The following is a 15715-nucleotide window of genomic DNA, read 5'->3' on the forward strand; positions in this document are numbered from 1 at the left end:
CCCTGGTTAATGTCGGTCGGACTCAACACAGATCTCGCTGAGGAGCGTCAGTGCATCCGTTCCGCAGGGCGGCCGAGGCCGATGACATGAGCACGATCAAGGCGATGCTCGCCAAGAGCGTGCACCTCCACACTCCCGTCGTGCCGCGCCCCTACGTGGGCAGGGAGATCGCCGCGGCAATCCTGCGCCACGTCCCGCGGACCTTCAAGGAGCTCCGCTACGTGCGCGAGATCGTCAGCGCCGACAGCCGGGACCTGGTCCTGACCTTCACGACCAAGGTGAACGGTGTCCAGACACACGGGGTCGACCTCCTGCACTTCAACGACGAGGGGCTCATCGACGACTTCGAGATCATGGTGCGCCCGCTGGCGGCGGCGACCGCCCTGGCCAGTGCCATGAGTGAGCAGTTCCACCAGATCGAGCAGGCGGCCGAGCTGGAGTAGGCCCCGTCCTCGCGGTTCCCGGGGCCGGTCAGGGCGGACGGCATCGTGCGACCCCATCGGCCCGCCCCATGTTAAGTCATTTGACTTAACATGGGGCGGGCCGGATATGATCCACGTCCCACCACCACCGCCTTCGGGAGGCCGCATGCCGACGCTCCGATCGGACACCCCCCGCACCACCCTCCTCGACACCGCCGAACGCCTCTTCGCTGAGCAGGGGATCACCGCCGTGTCCGACCGCAAGGTGGCGGAGGAGGCGGGACAGCGCAACCACTCCGCGGTCGCCTACTACTTCCGCAACCGGGAAGGACTGCTGCGCGCCCTCATCGAGCGGCAGACCTCCTCCCTGGACCCCGAGCGCCAAGCCCTCTTCGAAACGTCCGACTCCCTGATCGACGACGTGCGCAGCCTCGTCCTCCCCCTGACCGACGACCTCGCGTCCCTGCCCTTCCCCACCTACAGGGCGCGTTTCCTGGCCCGGGCCTTCCACAACCCCATCGCCTCCGGACTCGCACGTGAGAGCGTGGACGCCAGCCCGGTGGCCCGCGTGATCGGCGCCTCGCTCCTGCGCCGGCTCGACCACCTCGACCCGGCGATCGCCAAGGGGAGGCTCACCCTGACGACGCATATGATGCTGCACTCCTGCGCCGACGTGGAGCGCACGGCCGAGAGCGACAACACCGCCCCGCCCTGGCACTCCGTCGGCCTCTTCCTCTGCGACGCCATCGCCGGGATGCTCCAGGCGCCCTCCAGCCGGTCCAGCCGCTACCCGGACGTCGACTGAGGCCGCCGCTCAGGGAGCGGCGGCGCCCTCCGGCCCCAAGTCCAGCCCGCGCAGCGTCTGCGCGTTGAGCGCGACGACAACCGTCGACAGCGACATCGCCGCCGCGCCGACCGCCATCGGCAGGACGAAGCCGGCCGGGGCGAGCACACCGGCGGCCAACGGCACCGCGACCAGGTTGTACCCGGCCGCCCACCACAGGTTCTGCTTCATCTTCCGGTAGGCGGCCCGGGAGAGCTGGAGTACCGACAGCACCGCCCGGGGGTCGTCGCCGGCCAGGACCACCCCGGCCGAGGCGATCGCCACGTCGGTTCCCGCACCGATCGCCAGTCCGACGTCGGCCCGCGCGAGCGCCGGGGCGTCATTGACGCCGTCGCCCACCATCGCCACGCGGCGCCCCTCGTCCTGCAGTCCGGCCACCTTCGCGCCCTTGTCCTCGGGGCGGACCCCGGAGAAAACCTCATCGATCCCCAGGTCCTCGGCGACCGCGCGGGCCACGGGTTCGGCGTCTCCGGTGACCATCACGACCCCGGTGCCGCGGTCCCGGAGTGCCCGCACGGCCTGACGGGACTCCTCGCGGACCTCGTCGGCCAGGGCCAGTGCCCCGACGGTCTCCCCGTCGGCCAGGACGTACAGGACGGTCGCTCCCCCCTCCCGCCACCGCACGGCGCCCTCGGGCTCGTCGGCCCCGTGTTCGCGGAGCATACGGGGGCCGCCGACCCCGACCCGGGTACCGTCCACCTCGGCGGACACGCCCACCCCCGCCGACGACCGGAAACCCGAGGCGGACGGGACGTCGAGGCCGCGTTCGCGCGCCTCCTCCACGATGGCGCGTGCGAGGGGGTGCTCGCTGTCGCCCTCGGCCGCGGCGGCCAGGGCGAGCAGACCGTCCTCTCCACGACCCACCGCCACGACGCCCGTGACCACGGGTTCGCCCTTGGTCAGTGTCCCGGTCTTATCGAAGAGGACCGTGTCCACCGTCCGCATCCCCTCCAGTGCCCGCCGGTCCTTGACGAGGATCCCGACCCCGGCGGCGCGCTCGGTGGCGATGGACACCACGAGGGGGATCGCGAGCCCGAGGGCGTGCGGGCAGGCGATGACGAGCACGGTGATGGCGCGGACCAGTGCGTCACCGGGTCCGGTGAGGACGGACCAGACCGCGACCGTCGCCGTGGCAGCCGCCACGGCGAACCAGAAGAGCCAGGCGGCGGCACGGTCGGCCAAGCGCTGCGCCCGGGACGAGGAGTTCTGGGCCTCGTCGACCAGGCGCCGGATACCGGCGAGCGCGGTGTCGTCGCCGATGGCGGTGACCTCGACGCGCAAGGCGGTGTCCGTGGCGACGGTCCCCGCGACGACGTGGTCACCGGGGCCCCTGGGGACGGGGCGCGACTCCCCGGTGACCATCGACTCGTCGACGTCGGCGGTGCCCTCCGCGACCGTGCCGTCGGCGGGGACACGCCCCCCGGGCCGGACGACGACGGTGTCGCCGACGGCGAGATCGGCCGTCGATACGGAGGCGGTACCGTCCCCGACCACCCTCTCCGCCTCGTCGGGCAGCAGTGCGGCCAGGGAGTCCAGCGCGGAGGAGGTCCTCGCCAGAGAGCGCATCTCGATCCAGTGGCCGAGGAGCATGATCACGACGAGGAGCGCCAGCTCCCACCAGAAGTCGAGGTCGCGGGGCAGGACACCGAGGCTCGCCCCCAGGGAGGACAGGAAAGCGACGGTGATGGCGAGGGCGACCAGCAGCATCATGCCGGGCTGGAGCGAACGGAGTTCACCGACCGCGCCGGAGAGGAAGGGCCACCCGCCCCAGAGGTACATCACGGTACCGATCACGGGGGAGATCCACTCCACTCCGGGCAGGTCGGGCACGGAGTAGCCAAGCAGTGCGGCGAACATCCCGTTCGCCAGGACCGTCGGCACCGCCAGGACCAGCATGGTCCAGAAGAGACGTCGGAAGCGGGCGACGGGGCCGTCGTGGTCCGGACCGTGCGTACGGCCTGCGTGCTCCGAGTGCGTGACCATGGGGACAACATACCCTTGAGGGGTATATGGGAACGGGTTTTCAGCACGCCGTGCCGCACCCTGCGCCCGATTCCCCACCAAGATCCCGGACCGCCTCCCTCGTTTCGGGGAACCGGCACGCGGCCGGGAGGCGTCTCCTACCGTTGAGCCACCCAGCCTCCGAGGAGCCGCCATGCCGGAAGCCCCGATCACCCGCCGTGTCGCCCTCCTCGTCGGGGGCGGAGTCCTGGCCGGAGTGCTTCCCGGGGCGTCCGCGCCCCTCACCGTGTGGGACGCCGCGGTGGTCGGCGCCGGGGTCGCGGGCCTCTCCGCGGCGCGCAACCTCATGGACCACGGCCTGCGTGTAGTCGTCCTGGAGGCACGCGACCGGATCGGCGGCCAGTTGTACACCGACCACCGCGCCTTCGGGCCAACCCCGGGGGAGCTGGGTGCCGGGCTCATCCACGGCAGGGACGCCTCGACCTGGGAACTGGTCGCGCTCACCGGGGCAGACACCGTGCCCGTCCCCTGGGAGGGCCCGGTGGGCTCGGCACTCGTCACGGGCTCCGCACCGCACCCGCACGAGAGCGCCGCCGCCTACCTGCGGCGGCTGGGCGTTCCTGAACGGGACTGGCCTCCGGTGGCCTCCGACAGCGAGCCCCTGCACCGGTGGAGCGCCACCTGGATGTACGAGCGGGGCCACTTCGACTGGTGGGCCTCGCCGCGCCAAGACTTCCGGGTCGTGGGCGGCTACGACAGGCTCCTCCCCCCGATCTCCGACGGGGTGCCCGTCGCGCTCCGCAGCCCGGTCCGCGTGGTGCGCCGCTCGCGCCCGGGCGTGGAGCTGCTGGTGGAGACCCCGGCGGGCCGCTGGACCGTGCACGCCCGGATCTGCGTCGTGGCCCTGCCGATCGGGGTGCTCAAGGCGGGGACGGTCCGGTTCGAACCCGCCCTGCCGCGGTCCCACCGGGACGCGGTCGACGCCCTCGACAGCGCCGACGTGGCCAAACTCCTCTACGCGTTCGACCACCCCGTACTCTCCGGCGCGACCGCCCCCGCCCCGGGGAGGGCCGATATGGCCTTCTCCGGCGTCGGCGGCACGGAGCCCGGCGGACCGGAGGTCGTCACGGTGTGGGCCGCGGGAGCGAGCGCCCGCGCACTGCTCTCACTGGACCGGAGGCGGAGGTTCGCGGAGGGGCTGCGGCTGCTGGGCCGGGCGGTCGGCGAGCGCGGCCTCTCGCCCGTGCACCGGGCCACCCACGACTGGTCCACCGATCCCTACAGCAGGGGCGCCTACCTCCACGTTCCGCCCGGAGCCCACGACGCGCCGACCGCGCTCGCCGCGCCCGTGGACGGGGCCCTGCACTTCGTCGGCGAGGCGACCACGGGTGAGAACACCGTCGACGGGGCCTACGACCACGGCTACGACGCCACCGACCTGCTGCTGGAACGGGCCGGATGGCGCTGACGGTGCCGCTCCGCCCGCTGTGGTCCAATGTGACCTGGCCGGTGGGCCCCTCGGCGGGCCTTCCGCGCCGGCGACGGAACAGATCGAGACAGGAGGCGCCGATGACCGACCGCGCGTACGTGATCGCAGGATCGGAGGCCACCGGCGGCGCCGGTATCCAGGCCGATCTCAAGGCCTTCCAGGAACTGGGCGTCTACGGGATGGGGACGATCACGTGCATCGTCTCCTTCGATCCGAACAACGACTGGGGGCACCGCTTCGTCCCGATCGACCCGGGCGTCATCGCCGACCAGATCGAGGCGGCGACCTCCTGCCACGACGTGGACGTGGTGAAGATCGGCATGCTCGGCACGCCCGACACCATCGACGTGGTCGCCGGGGCGCTGGCCGCCCGGCGGTGGCGCCACGTGGTCCTCGACCCGGTCCTGATCTGCAAGGGCCAGGAGCCCGGTGCCGCCTTGGACACCGACAAGGCGCTCACTGAGAAGGTTCTCCCCCTGGCCACGGTCATCACGCCCAACCACTTCGAGTCCAGGACGCTCTCGGGAATGGAGTCCATCGACACGGTCGAGGACCTCGTGGAGGCCGCCAGGCGCATCCACGCGCTCGGACCGCGACACGTCGTGGCCAAGGGCGGCGTGGAGCTGCCCGGACCGGACGCGGTGGACGTGTACTTCGACGGCGAGGAGGCCACCGTCCTGCGCTCACCGAAGATCGGCGAGGAGCGGGTGAGCGGCGCGGGCTGCACGTTCGCGGCAGCGATCACCGCGGAACTGGCCAAGGGCAGCGGTGTGGACGAGGCGGTGGCCAGAGCCAAGGAGATGGTTCACGCCGGCATCTCCGCGCGGCTGGTCACCCGCGCCCCGTTCGCCTCGGTGGTGCCTCTGGCCCCCTAAAGGTGCTGTCGCACCTCTCCCGGCTCCGCCCGCCACCGCCCGCAGAGGTGCCTGAGGGGGCGGCGGGCGCGCCCTCCCCCAGACCGTGTCGTCCAGCGGCAGCAGAAGCTTGCGCGGCGGGTCGGCGAGCTGTTCGCGCTCCTTCTCGCCGAGCCCGGCGAGGAGACCGCGCTGGTGGGCCACGGCCCGGTCGATGAGCTCCAGCCCCTCCGGTGCGAGGGTCGCCAGGGTCCGCCGCCGGTCGGCCGGGGCGGTCTCACGGATGACCGGCCCCCGCGGGAGCAGCCGGTCCACGCGGTGGGTCATCGCCGCCGAACCCGCCATCACCGTGCCGGCCCGTTCCTTGGGTGTCAGGGAGCAGGGCTCCCCGGAGCGGCGCAAGGTGGCCAGCACGTCGAACTCCCAGGCCTCCAGGTCCTCTTCGGCGAGGCCGCCCTCGACGGCGCGGCCGACCACCCGGGGCGCCCGGCTGAGCCGCCCGACGCCCCCCATCGAGGGCACGTCCGGATCGGGGCGCTGGCGTTCCCACTGGCTGAGGAGAAGTCCGCGGCCCGGCCCCGCCGAAGCGGCGTTGCGGCCACCGCTCCCCCCGGTGGGACGCCCCGGGTCCGACGGTCGGCATGAGCCGCTCCCCGGTGAAGCACTCCCGGCTCCAGCCGTGGGAGCGCTTCCATGGACAATGGCAGGGCCACGGACACGAAGGGATGGAGCACCATGGGTCTCAGGTTCGGACTGCTGGGTACGGGCTACTGGGCGCAGGAGACACAGGCCGCCGCCCTGGCCGAGCACCCCGAGGCGGTCCTCGCCGGGGTGTGGGGGCGCGACCCCGCCAAGGCCGCGGCGCTCGCCGAGCGCTACAGCACACGGGCCCACGACGACGTCGACGCACTGCTGGCCGACGTGGACGCCGTGGCGATCGCCCTGCCGCCCCACATCCAGGGAAACCTGGCGCTGCGCGCGGCCCGGGCGGGCAAGCACCTGCTGCTGGACAAGCCGGTGTCCCTGTCCACCGCGGTCGCTGACGACCTGGTCCGGGAGGCGGACACACGGGGCCTGGCCTCGGTGGTCTTCTTCACCAACCGGTTCTCCGACGGCATCGACGCCTTCGTGCGCGGTGCCGCGGCCGAGGGCGGCTGGCACGGGGCCCGCGCGACGCTGTTCGGTTCGATCTTCCAACCGGGTAACCCCTTCGGCGCCTCCCCGTGGCGCAAGGAGAAGGGCGGCCTGTGGGACGTGGGACCGCACCTGTTGTCGGTCGTCGTGCCCGTGCTCGGTGAGGTGGAGGAGGTGACAGCGGTCCGGGGCCCCAGGGACACCGTGCACGCGCTCACCCGGCACCGCGGTGGTGCCGTCGGATCGCTTGCGATGACCCTGGACGCCCCGGACGACGCGCGGACCTTCGAGGTCGTCCTCCATGGGGAGCGGGGCTGGCGGTCCCTTCCCGACGGGGACCGCACTCCGGTCGAGGCGTTCGGGGTCGCGGTCGACCGCCTGCTGGACCAGGTCGCCCACGGCCCCGGCGACCCGTGCGACGTACGGTTCGGCCGGGACGTGGTCGCGGTGCTGGAGGCCGCGGAACGGTCCGTGCACACCGGCGGGGCCGTGCGCGTGGCCCCGCCGGTGCGCACGGCCTGAACCCGCGACCGACTCAGGGCGTCTTGCCCTTCTTGGAGTACACGCCGTCGACCACGTACACGATGGCCGCTGCGACGAGTACCTGGACGATGACCACCCACCACCACGCGGACGAGATGAGGCTGGCGAGGAAGCCGCCGACGAAGGCGGCGACGATACCCAGCAGAAGGGTCAGCCAGATCGGCAGGTGCTGCTTGCCCGGGACGATGAGACGGCCCAGAGCTCCAATGATCAGACCGATGACGAGCGCACTGATGATTCCGGTGATCTCCACGGGTTCCTCCCTACGATCGGCCTCTCTGCCTCGTTCCCGTGGTTCCCGGAACGGACACGGCCGACACGCCACCCGGAGCCGACTCTTGATGAGTCCTTGGTGAACGGATGGCGGTGCGGGGCGGGCTCGGCCCCCCAGTCTGTGGCTGGTGCGAGGAGCGGCTCGGGCTGACGCCCCACACACTCAGGTGTCGTCCATGGCCTCGCGCAGGTCGTGCAGGATGTCGATCACCATGGGCCGCAGCGACGGCCGGATGGCGTCGTACATCCTGCGCTGCTTGGCCTCCAGGGCGCGGCGGCGCACGGCGAGGACCCGCTCCCCCTCCTCGGTGATCCCCACGACCGTGCTGCGCTCGTCGCGCGCGGACCGTCGGCGTGCCACCATGCCCTTGCGTTCGAGCTGTTGGATCATGCGTGTGGCGGAGGGTGAGGAGACGCCGACGCACCGGGCCACGGAGCCGACGCTCGGTTCGTCGAGTCCGCGCACGGCCTCCATGAGGAGCACCTGTGTGAGGGTGAGCTCCCCGTGGGACTGGCCGCTGCGGGTGCGTGCGTGTATCGCCGCGTTGATCAGCTCGGTCCACGCCCGCCGGAACTCCGTGAGCTCGACGTCGTGGGGAGGGGAGACCGGCGGCACCGCTCGGGGGTCGGTTGTCTCGTCAGGCACGAAACAATCCTCGCTGACTCGGTGTGCGCCGCGCACCGTGGCCGCGCGGCGATTTGACTGTTATGTAGTCTAGCTATTAAATAGCCTAAGTAATTATTTTCGCGCCCCCCGCCGAGCCTTCAGCAGTGGCGCTCCGCACCCGGCCCACGCCGTGCGCAGGGCCCGTGCCAGGGACTCACGGCGCGCTCCGGCCACAGCCGTCACCGCCCCGTCGGGGAGGAGCGTCTTGACCATCGCCCTGATCGCACACTTCACCGCCGCGGCACTGGCACCCCTGCTCGTACGCCGATGGGGACGGAACGCCTTCCTCATGCTGGCCCTCGTTCCGGGTGCCACCGCACTCTGGGCGCTCTCGCTCGTCCCCTCCGTCGCACGCGGTGGGACGTTCACGGCCTCCACCGTCTGGGCACCACAGTTCTCCCTGCGGCTGGGCCTGCACATGGACGCGCTCAGCCTGGTGATGACCCTCGTCGCCACCGGTGTCGGCGCACTCGTCCTCGCCTACTGTGCGCGCTACTTCACCGACGCCGAACCCGGGCTCGGGCGGTTCGCCGGGGTGTTCACCGCCTTCGCCGCGGCCATGCTCGGCCTGGTCCTGGCGGACGACCTCATCCAGCTCTTCATCTACTGGGAGCTGACCACGGTCTTCTCCTACCTGCTCATCGGGCACAGCACCGAGCAGAAGGAGAGCCGCCGCGCCGCCATGACCGCTCTGACGGTCACCACCGCCGGCGGCCTCACCATGTTCGTCGGCATCGTCGTCCTGGGCCTGTCCGCGGGCACCTTCGTGCTCTCCGAACTCGTCGCCTCGCCGCCCGGCGGCACAGCGGTGAACGTCGCGCTGGTGCTCGTCATGGTCGGCGCCATGTCCAAGTCGGCGCTGTTCCCGTTCAGCCTGTGGCTCCCCGCCGCCATGCGCGCCCCGACCCCGGTCTCCGCCTACCTGCACGCCGCCGCGATGGTCAAAGCCGGGGTCTACCTGGTCGCCCGCCTCACCCCCGCCTTCCACGACGTCCCCGCCTGGCAGTGGACGGCCGTGGCCTTCGGGCTGGTCACGATGGTGCTCGGCGGCTGGAAGGCCCTGCGACAGTTCGACCTCAAGCTCGTCCTGGCCTACGGCACCATCAGCCAGCTCGGCTTCCTCGTGGTGCTGCTGGGCGCCGGGACACGCGCCGCCGCGCTCGCCGGGATCGCGGCCCTGATCGCCCACTCCCTGTTCAAGTCCACCCTGTTCCTCGTGGTCGGCGTCATCGACCACACGACGGGCACCCGCGACCTGCGCGAGCTGTCCGGGCTGCGCACCTCCTCCCCCGCCCTCCTGTGGATCTCCGTCGCGGCCCTGGCGTCGATGGCGGGCCTGCCGCCCTTCCTCGGCTTCGCCGCCAAGGAGCTGGCCTTCGGGGCGTTCACCGGCGGGGGCACCGCGGACACCGCCGTCCTGATCGGCCTGGTGGTCGGCTCGACCCTCACCGTCGCCTACAGCCTGCGCTTCCTGTGGGGCGCCTTCACGGTGAAGGAGGGGGTGCCCGAGACCCCCGTGCACCCCGCCGGCGCGCTGTTCCTGGGCCCCCCGGCGGTCCTGGCCGCACTCGGCCTCCTGGGCGGTGTGTGCTCGGGGCTCACGGACCCGTTCCTGGCCGTGTACGCCGACACCGTCCCCCTGGCGCCGGGGGCCCACGAGACCCACCTCGCGCTGTGGCACGGGTTCGGGGTGCCGCTCCTGCTGTCCGCACTGTGCCTGCTCCTGGGGTACGCGATGCACGCCGCGCGCCGCCGCGTGGTGTGGCTGAGCGCGCGCACGGCCCTCGTCGACCCCGACCGCGTCTACCGCCGGATGCTCGCGAGCCTGGACGACCTCGCCCTCCAGGTCACCGGCCGCACACAGCGCGGTTCGCTGCCGGTCTACCTCGGCACGATCCTGGTCAGCGTCGTGGCCGTGTCGGGATGGCCGATCGTCAGCGGCCGCCTGTGGGAGCTGCCCGCACCGCCCGTGCGCGCGATGGACACCCCGGTGCAGATCATCCCGGCGGCCATCATCATCCTCACCTGCTTGTCCGCCCTGTTCGTACGGCGCCGCCTGTTCGCGGTCGTCCTGGTGGGCATGACCGGCTACGGATGCGCGGTGCTGTTCTTCCTCCAGGGCGCGCCGGACCTCGCGCTCACCCAGTTCCTCGTGGAGACGGTGAGCATCCTCGTCTTCGTGCTGGTCCTGCGCCGCCTGCCCGCCCGCTTCTCCACCCCGGCACTGCGCGGGCGCCGCATGTGGAACCTGCTGATCGGTGCGGCCACCGGAGCGCTCGTCGCCAGCATGACCTACTTCACGCTCGCCGGACGCCGGGACGAGACCGTCTCCGGCGGCTTCGCGCACCTGGCCGAGGAGGTGGGCGGGGAGAACATCGTGGCCGTCCTGCTGATCGACGTACGCGTGTGGGACACGATGGGGGAGATCTCCGTCCTCGCCGCCGCAGCGGCGGGCGTCGCCAGCCTGATGTTCGTGCGGCGCCGCTCCCAGCCAAAGGTGAACCGCAGGACCCGGCCGCTGTCCCACACCACCCCTCCCCCGGCCCCGAGCGACGGGGGGATCGACCTCAGCGGCCTCCGGACGGCACCGCGCTCGATGCACCTCAGGCCCGCGCCCGGACGCAAGTGGCTGCCCAGCGCCGGTGCCCTGCCCACGGAGCGGCGCTCCCTGATCTTCGAGGTCGTCTCCCGCTTCCTCTTCCCCGTGGTCATGGTGATCTCGGTGTACCTGCTGCTGACCGGGCACTCCGCGGTCGGCGGCGGGTTCGCCGGAGGGCTTCTGGCCGGGCTCGCCCTCACGGTCCGCTACCTCGCGGGGGGCCGGTTCGAGCTCTACGCTGCGGCCTGGCTCCAGCCCGGCGCCCTCATCGGCACCGGCCTGGCCCTGTCCACCGGAACGGCCCTGGCCGGACCGTTCCTCGGCGAGGAGATCCTGTCCGGCGCGGCGCTGGACCTGCACGTCCCGCTCATGGGACACCTGCACCTGACCTCCGGCCTGGTCTTCGACCTGGGGGTCTACCTGCTGGTGGTCGGTCTGGTCCTGGACATCCTGCGCAGCCTGGGCGCCCGTATCGACGAACAGGTGGAGCGGGACGCCACGCACGCCGCCGAGCGGGACCGGGAAGCGGAGACGGCGGAGGAGGTCACACCGTGAACGACACCCCGAGCCTGGTCCTAGTCCTCGTCGTCGGCGTCATGGTCGCGGTCGGCGTGGTGCTCCTACTGGAGCGCAGCCTGACCCGCGTGCTCCTGGGGTTCGTCGTGCTGAGCAACGGCGTCAACCTGATGATCCTGGCCGTGGGCGGCGAGGCCGGAGGGCCGCCGATCCTCTGGCTGACCGAACCGGACCGGATGTACGACACCCTGCCCCAGGTGATGATCCTCACCGCCATCGTCATCACTCTCGGCGTCACCGCGTTCCTGCTCGCCATGGCCTACCGGAACTGGCAGTTGGAGGGCAACGACGAGGTACAGGACGACGCCGAGGACCTGCGCATCGTCCGGGGCGAGGGTGCCCAGGCCGTCCGCAGGCGCTACCGGCGCGAACGCCACCGGTTGCAGGCCGACATCCGCGCCCAACGGGCCGAGCTCCAGGCGGCCATCGCCGCCGCCGACGCCCAGGAGTTGGCGGAGCAGGCCCGGATCAGGGCCGAGATCGCCGCGGCCCAGGCCGAGCTCGCCCGGATCGAGGCGGACACGGAGGAGCGGGGGGCCGACGAGCGCTCCGAGGAGACGGTGCGTCGTCTGACCGACCGCACACAGGACATGGTCGAACAGGTGGCGGAGCTGCGCAGGCGCATCCGCCAGGGTCGCAGGCGGCTGCGGGAGCACCGCCGCGCCGACCGTGCCGCCGAACGCGAGCTCTGGCGGGAGCTGCGCCGCCGGGTGCGCGCCCAGCGGCGGGAGATGCGCCAGAGCATGAGGGCCGAGCGGGAACGCCTGGCACGCGCCGAGGACAGCGAACTGCTAGGGAACGACTGATGCTCGACGGACCTCTCTTCTCCGCCATCGTCCACCACCTCGTCCCGCTGCCGGTGGTCCTGCCGCTGTTCGCCGCGGGGGTGAAACTGGCGCTCGGCATCCGCAGACCGCTCCTGCAGCGGTGGATCAGCGTCGCCACGCTCGCCGCGGTCCTGGCCATCGGCCTCCTGCTCATGCGCGGAGCCGACACCTTCGGTCCGCTGGCCGTACAGTTGGGCGGCTTCGAGGCACCGCTCGGGATCACCGTGGTGGCCGACCGGCTCTCCGCCCTGTTCGTGACGGTGTCGGCGGCCATCACCCTGGCCGTGCTCGTGTACTCCATCGGACAGGGCATGGCGGGCAAGGCCGAGGTGGCTCCCCTGTCGGTGTACCAGCCCACCTACCTGATCCTGGTGGCCGGCGTCTCCAACGCTTTCCTGGCCGGAGACCTGTTCAACCTGTACGTGGGCTTCGAGATCCTGTTGACCGCCAGTTATGTGCTTCTGACCCTGGGGGGGACCCAGGCCCGGATGCGGGCGGGAGCGGTCTACGTGGTGGTGTCGCTGCTCTCCTCTGTGCTGTTCCTCATCTCGATCGGGCTCGTCTACGGGGCGACGGGAACCGTGAACATGGCGCTGCTGGCCGAGCGGCTGTGGCACATCCCCTCCGAACTGCGGCTCGTGCTGGAGGTCCTGCTGGTCATCGCGTTCGCGGTCAAGGCCGCGGTGTTCCCCCTGTCGGCGTGGTTGCCGGACTCCTACCCGACCGCGCCGGTCCCGGTCACCGCCGTGTTCGCCGGCCTGCTGACCAAGGTGGGCGTGTACGCGATCATCCGCACCGAGACACTGCTGTTCCCCATCACCCACATCACCACGCTGCTGCTGTGGGTAGCGCTGGCCACGATGGTCATGGGCGCACTGGGAGCCGTGGCGCAGAAGGACATCAAGCGGCTGCTCTCCTTCACCCTGGTCAGCCACATCGGGTACATGCTGTTCGGGGTCGCGCTGGGCACCGAGCTGGGGCTGGCCGGGGCGGTGTTCTACGTCGCGCACCACATCACCGTCCAGACCACGCTGTTCCTCATCACGGGGTTGATCGAGCGGCGCGGCGGGTCCACCTCGCTGGACGACCTCGGTGGGCTGGGACGGATCGCGCCGGTGCTGGCCGTGCTGTTCTTCATCCCGGCGATGAGCCTGGGCGGCATCCCGCCGCTGTCCGGTTTCCTCGGCAAGCTCGGCTTGGTCCAGGCCGGTGTGCAGGAGGGGACGCCGATGGCCTACACGCTGGTCGTGGCGTCGATGGTCACGAGCCTGCTCACGCTCTACGTCATCGCGCGGGTGTGGAACTACGCGTTCTGGCGGGCCCCCGCGGAGGGCATGGTCGCCGAGCCCGGGACGGTGCTGGAGGAGAGCGAGGACGACACGGAGGAGACCTCCACATCCGCCTTCGGGCCAGAGGAGGCGGTCGGCCCCACGTCCCGGCTGGGCGACGCGGAAGCGGAGGCGGGGGCGCGCGTGGTCACCTCGGTGGTCCTGCCCCGGAGCATGACCGGCGCCACCATGGCCCTGGTCGCCATGGGGCTCTCGCTGACGGTGTTCGCGGGGCCGCTCATCGCCTACTCGTCCGAGGCCGCCGCCGACCTCACGGCCCGCACCCCCTACATCCACGCGGTTCTCGGAGGTGAGCGGTGACCTGGAGACGCACAGCCCCGCGCGGCCCCGAGCGCCTGCGGTCGCTGCGCCGCCGCCTGGGCAAGGTCGAACCGGTCTCGGTGGCGAGCATGACACTCGTGTGGATGCTGCTGTTCAACGGCTTCCGGCTGCGCGAGGAGTCACTGGGCCTCCTGGTCCTGGGGGTCCTGGTGTCGGTACTGATCATGGTGCTGTTCCCCCTGCCCCCGGTCGCCTCCGGGCTCCGTCTGCGGCCGTGGAACACGCTGCGCCTGATCGCCCGCTTCTTCGCGGACCTGGTCAGGGCGAGCCTCCAGGTGAGCCGCCAGGTGTTCACCCCGGGGCCGCCCGTGCGCAGCTCAGTGATCGCTGTGCACCTGCGCAGTGACTCCGATCTGATGCTCGTGTGCACCTCGGTCCTGCTCTCGGTGATCCCCGGGAGTGTGGTGATCGAGGTGGGGCACCCCGAACGGGTGCTCTACCTGCACGTCCTGGGCGCGGTCGACCGCGAGGGGGCCGAGCGGGCGCGCCGGACCGCTCTGAAGCTGGAGGAGCGGATCGTGCGCGCCATCGGCACGCGCCGGGACATCGCCGACCTGGAGGCCTCGACCGGAGGGGAGGGCCCGTGAGCGCCCTGTGGACGACCATCGCCGTACTGCTCGGGGTCGCCGCCCTGCTCGGCACGGCACGGCTCATGCTGGGGCCCAGCATCCTCGACCGTGCTCTGTCGGTCGACGTGCTGATGGCCTCCTCCCTCACCGGGATCGGCGCCTACGCCGCGTTCAACCGCGACCCGTCGGTGCTGCCGATCCTCCTCGTGCTGTCCCTCGTCGGCTTCGTCAGCTCGATCGCCATCTCGATGTTCGTGGTCCGCCGCCACCTCGACGAGCACCCGGGGGCGGCCGGTCCCCGTGGCGGCGACGCTGAGGGGAGGACCCCGTGAGCGATCAGATGATCGCGGTGCTGGACTGGATCGCGGTGCTGTGCCTTGTGGCGGGGGCGCTGCTGTCCCTGGTCGCGGGGGTGGGCCTGGTGCGCTTTCCCGACCTGCTCTCGCGGATGCACACCGCCGCCAAGCCCCAGGTGCTCGGGCTGCTCCTCGTCCTGGTGGGGATCGGTCTGCGCATCGCCCCGGTGGAGACCGGGGTGTTCAACGTGGGCACCCTGCTCCTAGTGGGTCTGTTCCAGATCATGACGGTGCCCGTCGCCGGCCACATCGCGGCCCGGGTGGCCTACCGTTCGGGGCGGATCCGGGAGGACCTGCTGGTCACCGACGAGCTCGCCGAACACTTGGAGCGGCGGCGCGCCGACGAGCCGTCCTGAGCGGTGGGCCCATCCCCGCGTGCGCGGGGCTCACCACGCTTTCCGTGCGGACATGCCTCCATCCGCGGGTCCATCCCCGCGTGCGCGGGGCTCACCCTTCGATGTAGTCGCGGGCCGCCTTGGGGCTGGGTCCATCCCCGCGTGCGCGGGGCTCACCCACGACGACCAGGTGCTGCGGAACCTCGCCTGGGTCCATCCCCGCGTGCGCGGGGCTCACTCCCCCGGGGGCCGAACCCACCGCCCTTTCACGGGTCCATCCCCGCGTGCGCGGGGCTCACCAACGACTACCGCTCCCGCCGAGACGCCGAGCGGGTCCATCCCCGCGTGCGCGGGGCTCACGTCCAGGATGCGCAACACGTCGGGCACGGTGGGGGTCCATCCCCGCGTGCGCGGGGCTCACGTCCAGGATGCGCAGCACGTCGGGCACGGTGGGGGTCCATCCCCGCGTGCGCGGGGCTCACTGACCGGCCTGGGACGCCGCTGCTTTGGTGTCGGGTCCATCCCCGCGTGCGCGGGGCTCACGCCGTAGAAGGCTTGTCGGTAGCGGGGCGGAAGGGTCCATCCCCGCGTGCGC

Annotated in this window: 14 protein-coding genes and 1 CRISPR repeat array (1 of these 15 running past the window's edge); of the genes, 11 read left to right on the plus strand and 3 right to left on the minus strand. The window is 71.9% G+C overall.

What is annotated here, in order from left to right; all coding sequences use genetic code 11:
• Positions 1 to 50 precede the first annotated feature (50 nt).
• Complete coding sequence (locus tag B042_RS0101275; RefSeq protein ID WP_028646697.1) at positions 51 to 443, plus strand: nuclear transport factor 2 family protein; 393 nt, start codon at positions 51 to 53, stop codon at positions 441 to 443.
• 145 nt (positions 444 to 588) lie between these two features.
• Complete coding sequence (locus B042_RS0101280; RefSeq protein ID WP_028646698.1) at positions 589 to 1227, plus strand: TetR/AcrR family transcriptional regulator; 639 nt, start codon at positions 589 to 591, stop codon at positions 1225 to 1227.
• A gap of 9 nt (positions 1228 to 1236) precedes the next feature.
• Here B042_RS0101280 and B042_RS21615 read toward each other — a convergent pair whose 3' ends face one another.
• Positions 1237 to 3249: a heavy metal translocating P-type ATPase gene (locus B042_RS21615; RefSeq protein WP_036553533.1), complete on the minus strand. Its 2013-nt coding sequence runs from the start codon at positions 3247 to 3249 to the stop codon at positions 1237 to 1239.
• Positions 3250 to 3421: 172 nt separating this feature from the next.
• On the opposite strand from B042_RS21615, the gene B042_RS0101290 reads away from it, so the two are divergent.
• The 3 genes from B042_RS0101290 (at position 3422) to B042_RS0101300 (ending at position 7227) form a co-directional block, all read left to right on the plus strand.
• Entirely contained in the window at positions 3422 to 4696 is a 1275-nt protein-coding gene (locus tag B042_RS0101290; protein ID WP_036553534.1) for an NAD(P)/FAD-dependent oxidoreductase, read from the plus strand.
• A 101-nt stretch (positions 4697 to 4797) separates the two neighbouring features.
• Positions 4798 to 5592, plus strand: coding sequence for a bifunctional hydroxymethylpyrimidine kinase/phosphomethylpyrimidine kinase (gene thiD / locus B042_RS0101295; protein WP_028646700.1), 795 nt, complete (start codon positions 4798 to 4800; stop codon positions 5590 to 5592).
• 714 nt (positions 5593 to 6306) lie between these two features.
• The gene (locus B042_RS0101300; RefSeq protein WP_028646701.1) at positions 6307 to 7227 is read left to right on the plus strand and encodes a Gfo/Idh/MocA family protein; all 921 of its coding nucleotides are present in this window, start codon (positions 6307 to 6309) and stop codon (positions 7225 to 7227) included.
• Positions 7228 to 7240: 13 nt separating this feature from the next.
• On the opposite strand, the gene B042_RS0101305 is transcribed toward B042_RS0101300, so the two are convergent.
• Both B042_RS0101305 and B042_RS0101310 read right to left on the minus strand, forming a co-directional pair.
• Entirely contained in the window at positions 7241 to 7501 is a 261-nt protein-coding gene (locus B042_RS0101305; RefSeq protein ID WP_028646702.1) for a GlsB/YeaQ/YmgE family stress response membrane protein, read from the minus strand.
• A gap of 183 nt (positions 7502 to 7684) precedes the next feature.
• Complete coding sequence (locus B042_RS0101310) at positions 7685 to 8167, minus strand: MarR family winged helix-turn-helix transcriptional regulator (protein WP_028646703.1); 483 nt, start codon at positions 8165 to 8167, stop codon at positions 7685 to 7687.
• A 226-nt stretch (positions 8168 to 8393) separates the two neighbouring features.
• Here B042_RS0101310 and B042_RS0101315 point away from each other — a divergent pair, with 226 nt between their 5' ends.
• From B042_RS0101315 to mnhG, 6 genes are read left to right on the plus strand one after another with little or no spacing between them, the layout of a single operon-like run.
• Positions 8394 to 11342: a Na+/H+ antiporter subunit A gene (locus B042_RS0101315; protein ID WP_051415386.1), complete on the plus strand. Its 2949-nt coding sequence runs from the start codon at positions 8394 to 8396 to the stop codon at positions 11340 to 11342.
• On the plus strand, positions 11339 to 12169 hold the full coding sequence (locus B042_RS0101320) for a Na(+)/H(+) antiporter subunit C (protein ID WP_028646705.1): 831 nt from the start codon (positions 11339 to 11341) through the stop codon (positions 12167 to 12169). Before B042_RS0101315 ends, B042_RS0101320 begins: the two co-directional genes overlap by 4 nt.
• Positions 12169 to 13839, plus strand: coding sequence for a Na+/H+ antiporter subunit D (locus B042_RS0101325; protein WP_028646706.1), 1671 nt, complete (start codon positions 12169 to 12171; stop codon positions 13837 to 13839). Before B042_RS0101320 ends, B042_RS0101325 begins: the two co-directional genes overlap by 1 nt.
• The gene (locus B042_RS0101330) at positions 13836 to 14447 is read left to right on the plus strand and encodes a Na+/H+ antiporter subunit E (RefSeq protein ID WP_255342271.1); all 612 of its coding nucleotides are present in this window, start codon (positions 13836 to 13838) and stop codon (positions 14445 to 14447) included. The genes B042_RS0101325 and B042_RS0101330 overlap by 4 nt, the downstream gene beginning before the upstream one ends.
• On the plus strand, positions 14444 to 14761 hold the full coding sequence (locus B042_RS0101335) for a monovalent cation/H+ antiporter complex subunit F (RefSeq protein ID WP_028646708.1): 318 nt from the start codon (positions 14444 to 14446) through the stop codon (positions 14759 to 14761). Before B042_RS0101330 ends, B042_RS0101335 begins: the two co-directional genes overlap by 4 nt.
• Positions 14758 to 15141 carry a monovalent cation/H(+) antiporter subunit G gene (mnhG, locus tag B042_RS0101340; protein WP_028646709.1) on the plus strand — a complete coding sequence of 128 codons (384 nt, stop codon included), beginning with the start codon at positions 14758 to 14760 and terminating at the stop codon, positions 15139 to 15141. Before B042_RS0101335 ends, mnhG begins: the two co-directional genes overlap by 4 nt.
• Before the next feature lie 5 nt (positions 15142 to 15146).
• A CRISPR array of direct repeats spans positions 15147 to 15715; the repeat unit is 29 nt; unit sequence GGGTCCATCCCCGCGTGCGCGGGGCTCAC; it runs 9 nt beyond the window's last position.

The sequence above is a fragment of the Nocardiopsis sp. CNT312 genome, from assembly GCF_000515115.1.
Classification (GTDB): Bacteria; Actinomycetota; Actinomycetes; order Streptosporangiales; family Streptosporangiaceae; genus Nocardiopsis.

Coding starts and splice junctions, on each gene's coding strand:
- B042_RS21615 (WP_036553533.1), bottom strand. CDS start 3,249: ATGGTCACGCACTCGGAGCACGCAGGCCGTACGCACGGTCCGGACCAC.
- B042_RS0101325 (WP_028646706.1), top strand. CDS start 12,169: ATGCTCGACGGACCTCTCTTCTCCGCCATCGTCCACCACCTCGTCCCG.
- B042_RS0101290 (WP_036553534.1), top strand. CDS start 3,422: ATGCCGGAAGCCCCGATCACCCGCCGTGTCGCCCTCCTCGTCGGGGGC.
- B042_RS0101280 (WP_028646698.1), top strand. CDS start 589: ATGCCGACGCTCCGATCGGACACCCCCCGCACCACCCTCCTCGACACC.
- thiD (WP_028646700.1), top strand. CDS start 4,798: ATGACCGACCGCGCGTACGTGATCGCAGGATCGGAGGCCACCGGCGGC.
- B042_RS0101300 (WP_028646701.1), top strand. CDS start 6,307: ATGGGTCTCAGGTTCGGACTGCTGGGTACGGGCTACTGGGCGCAGGAG.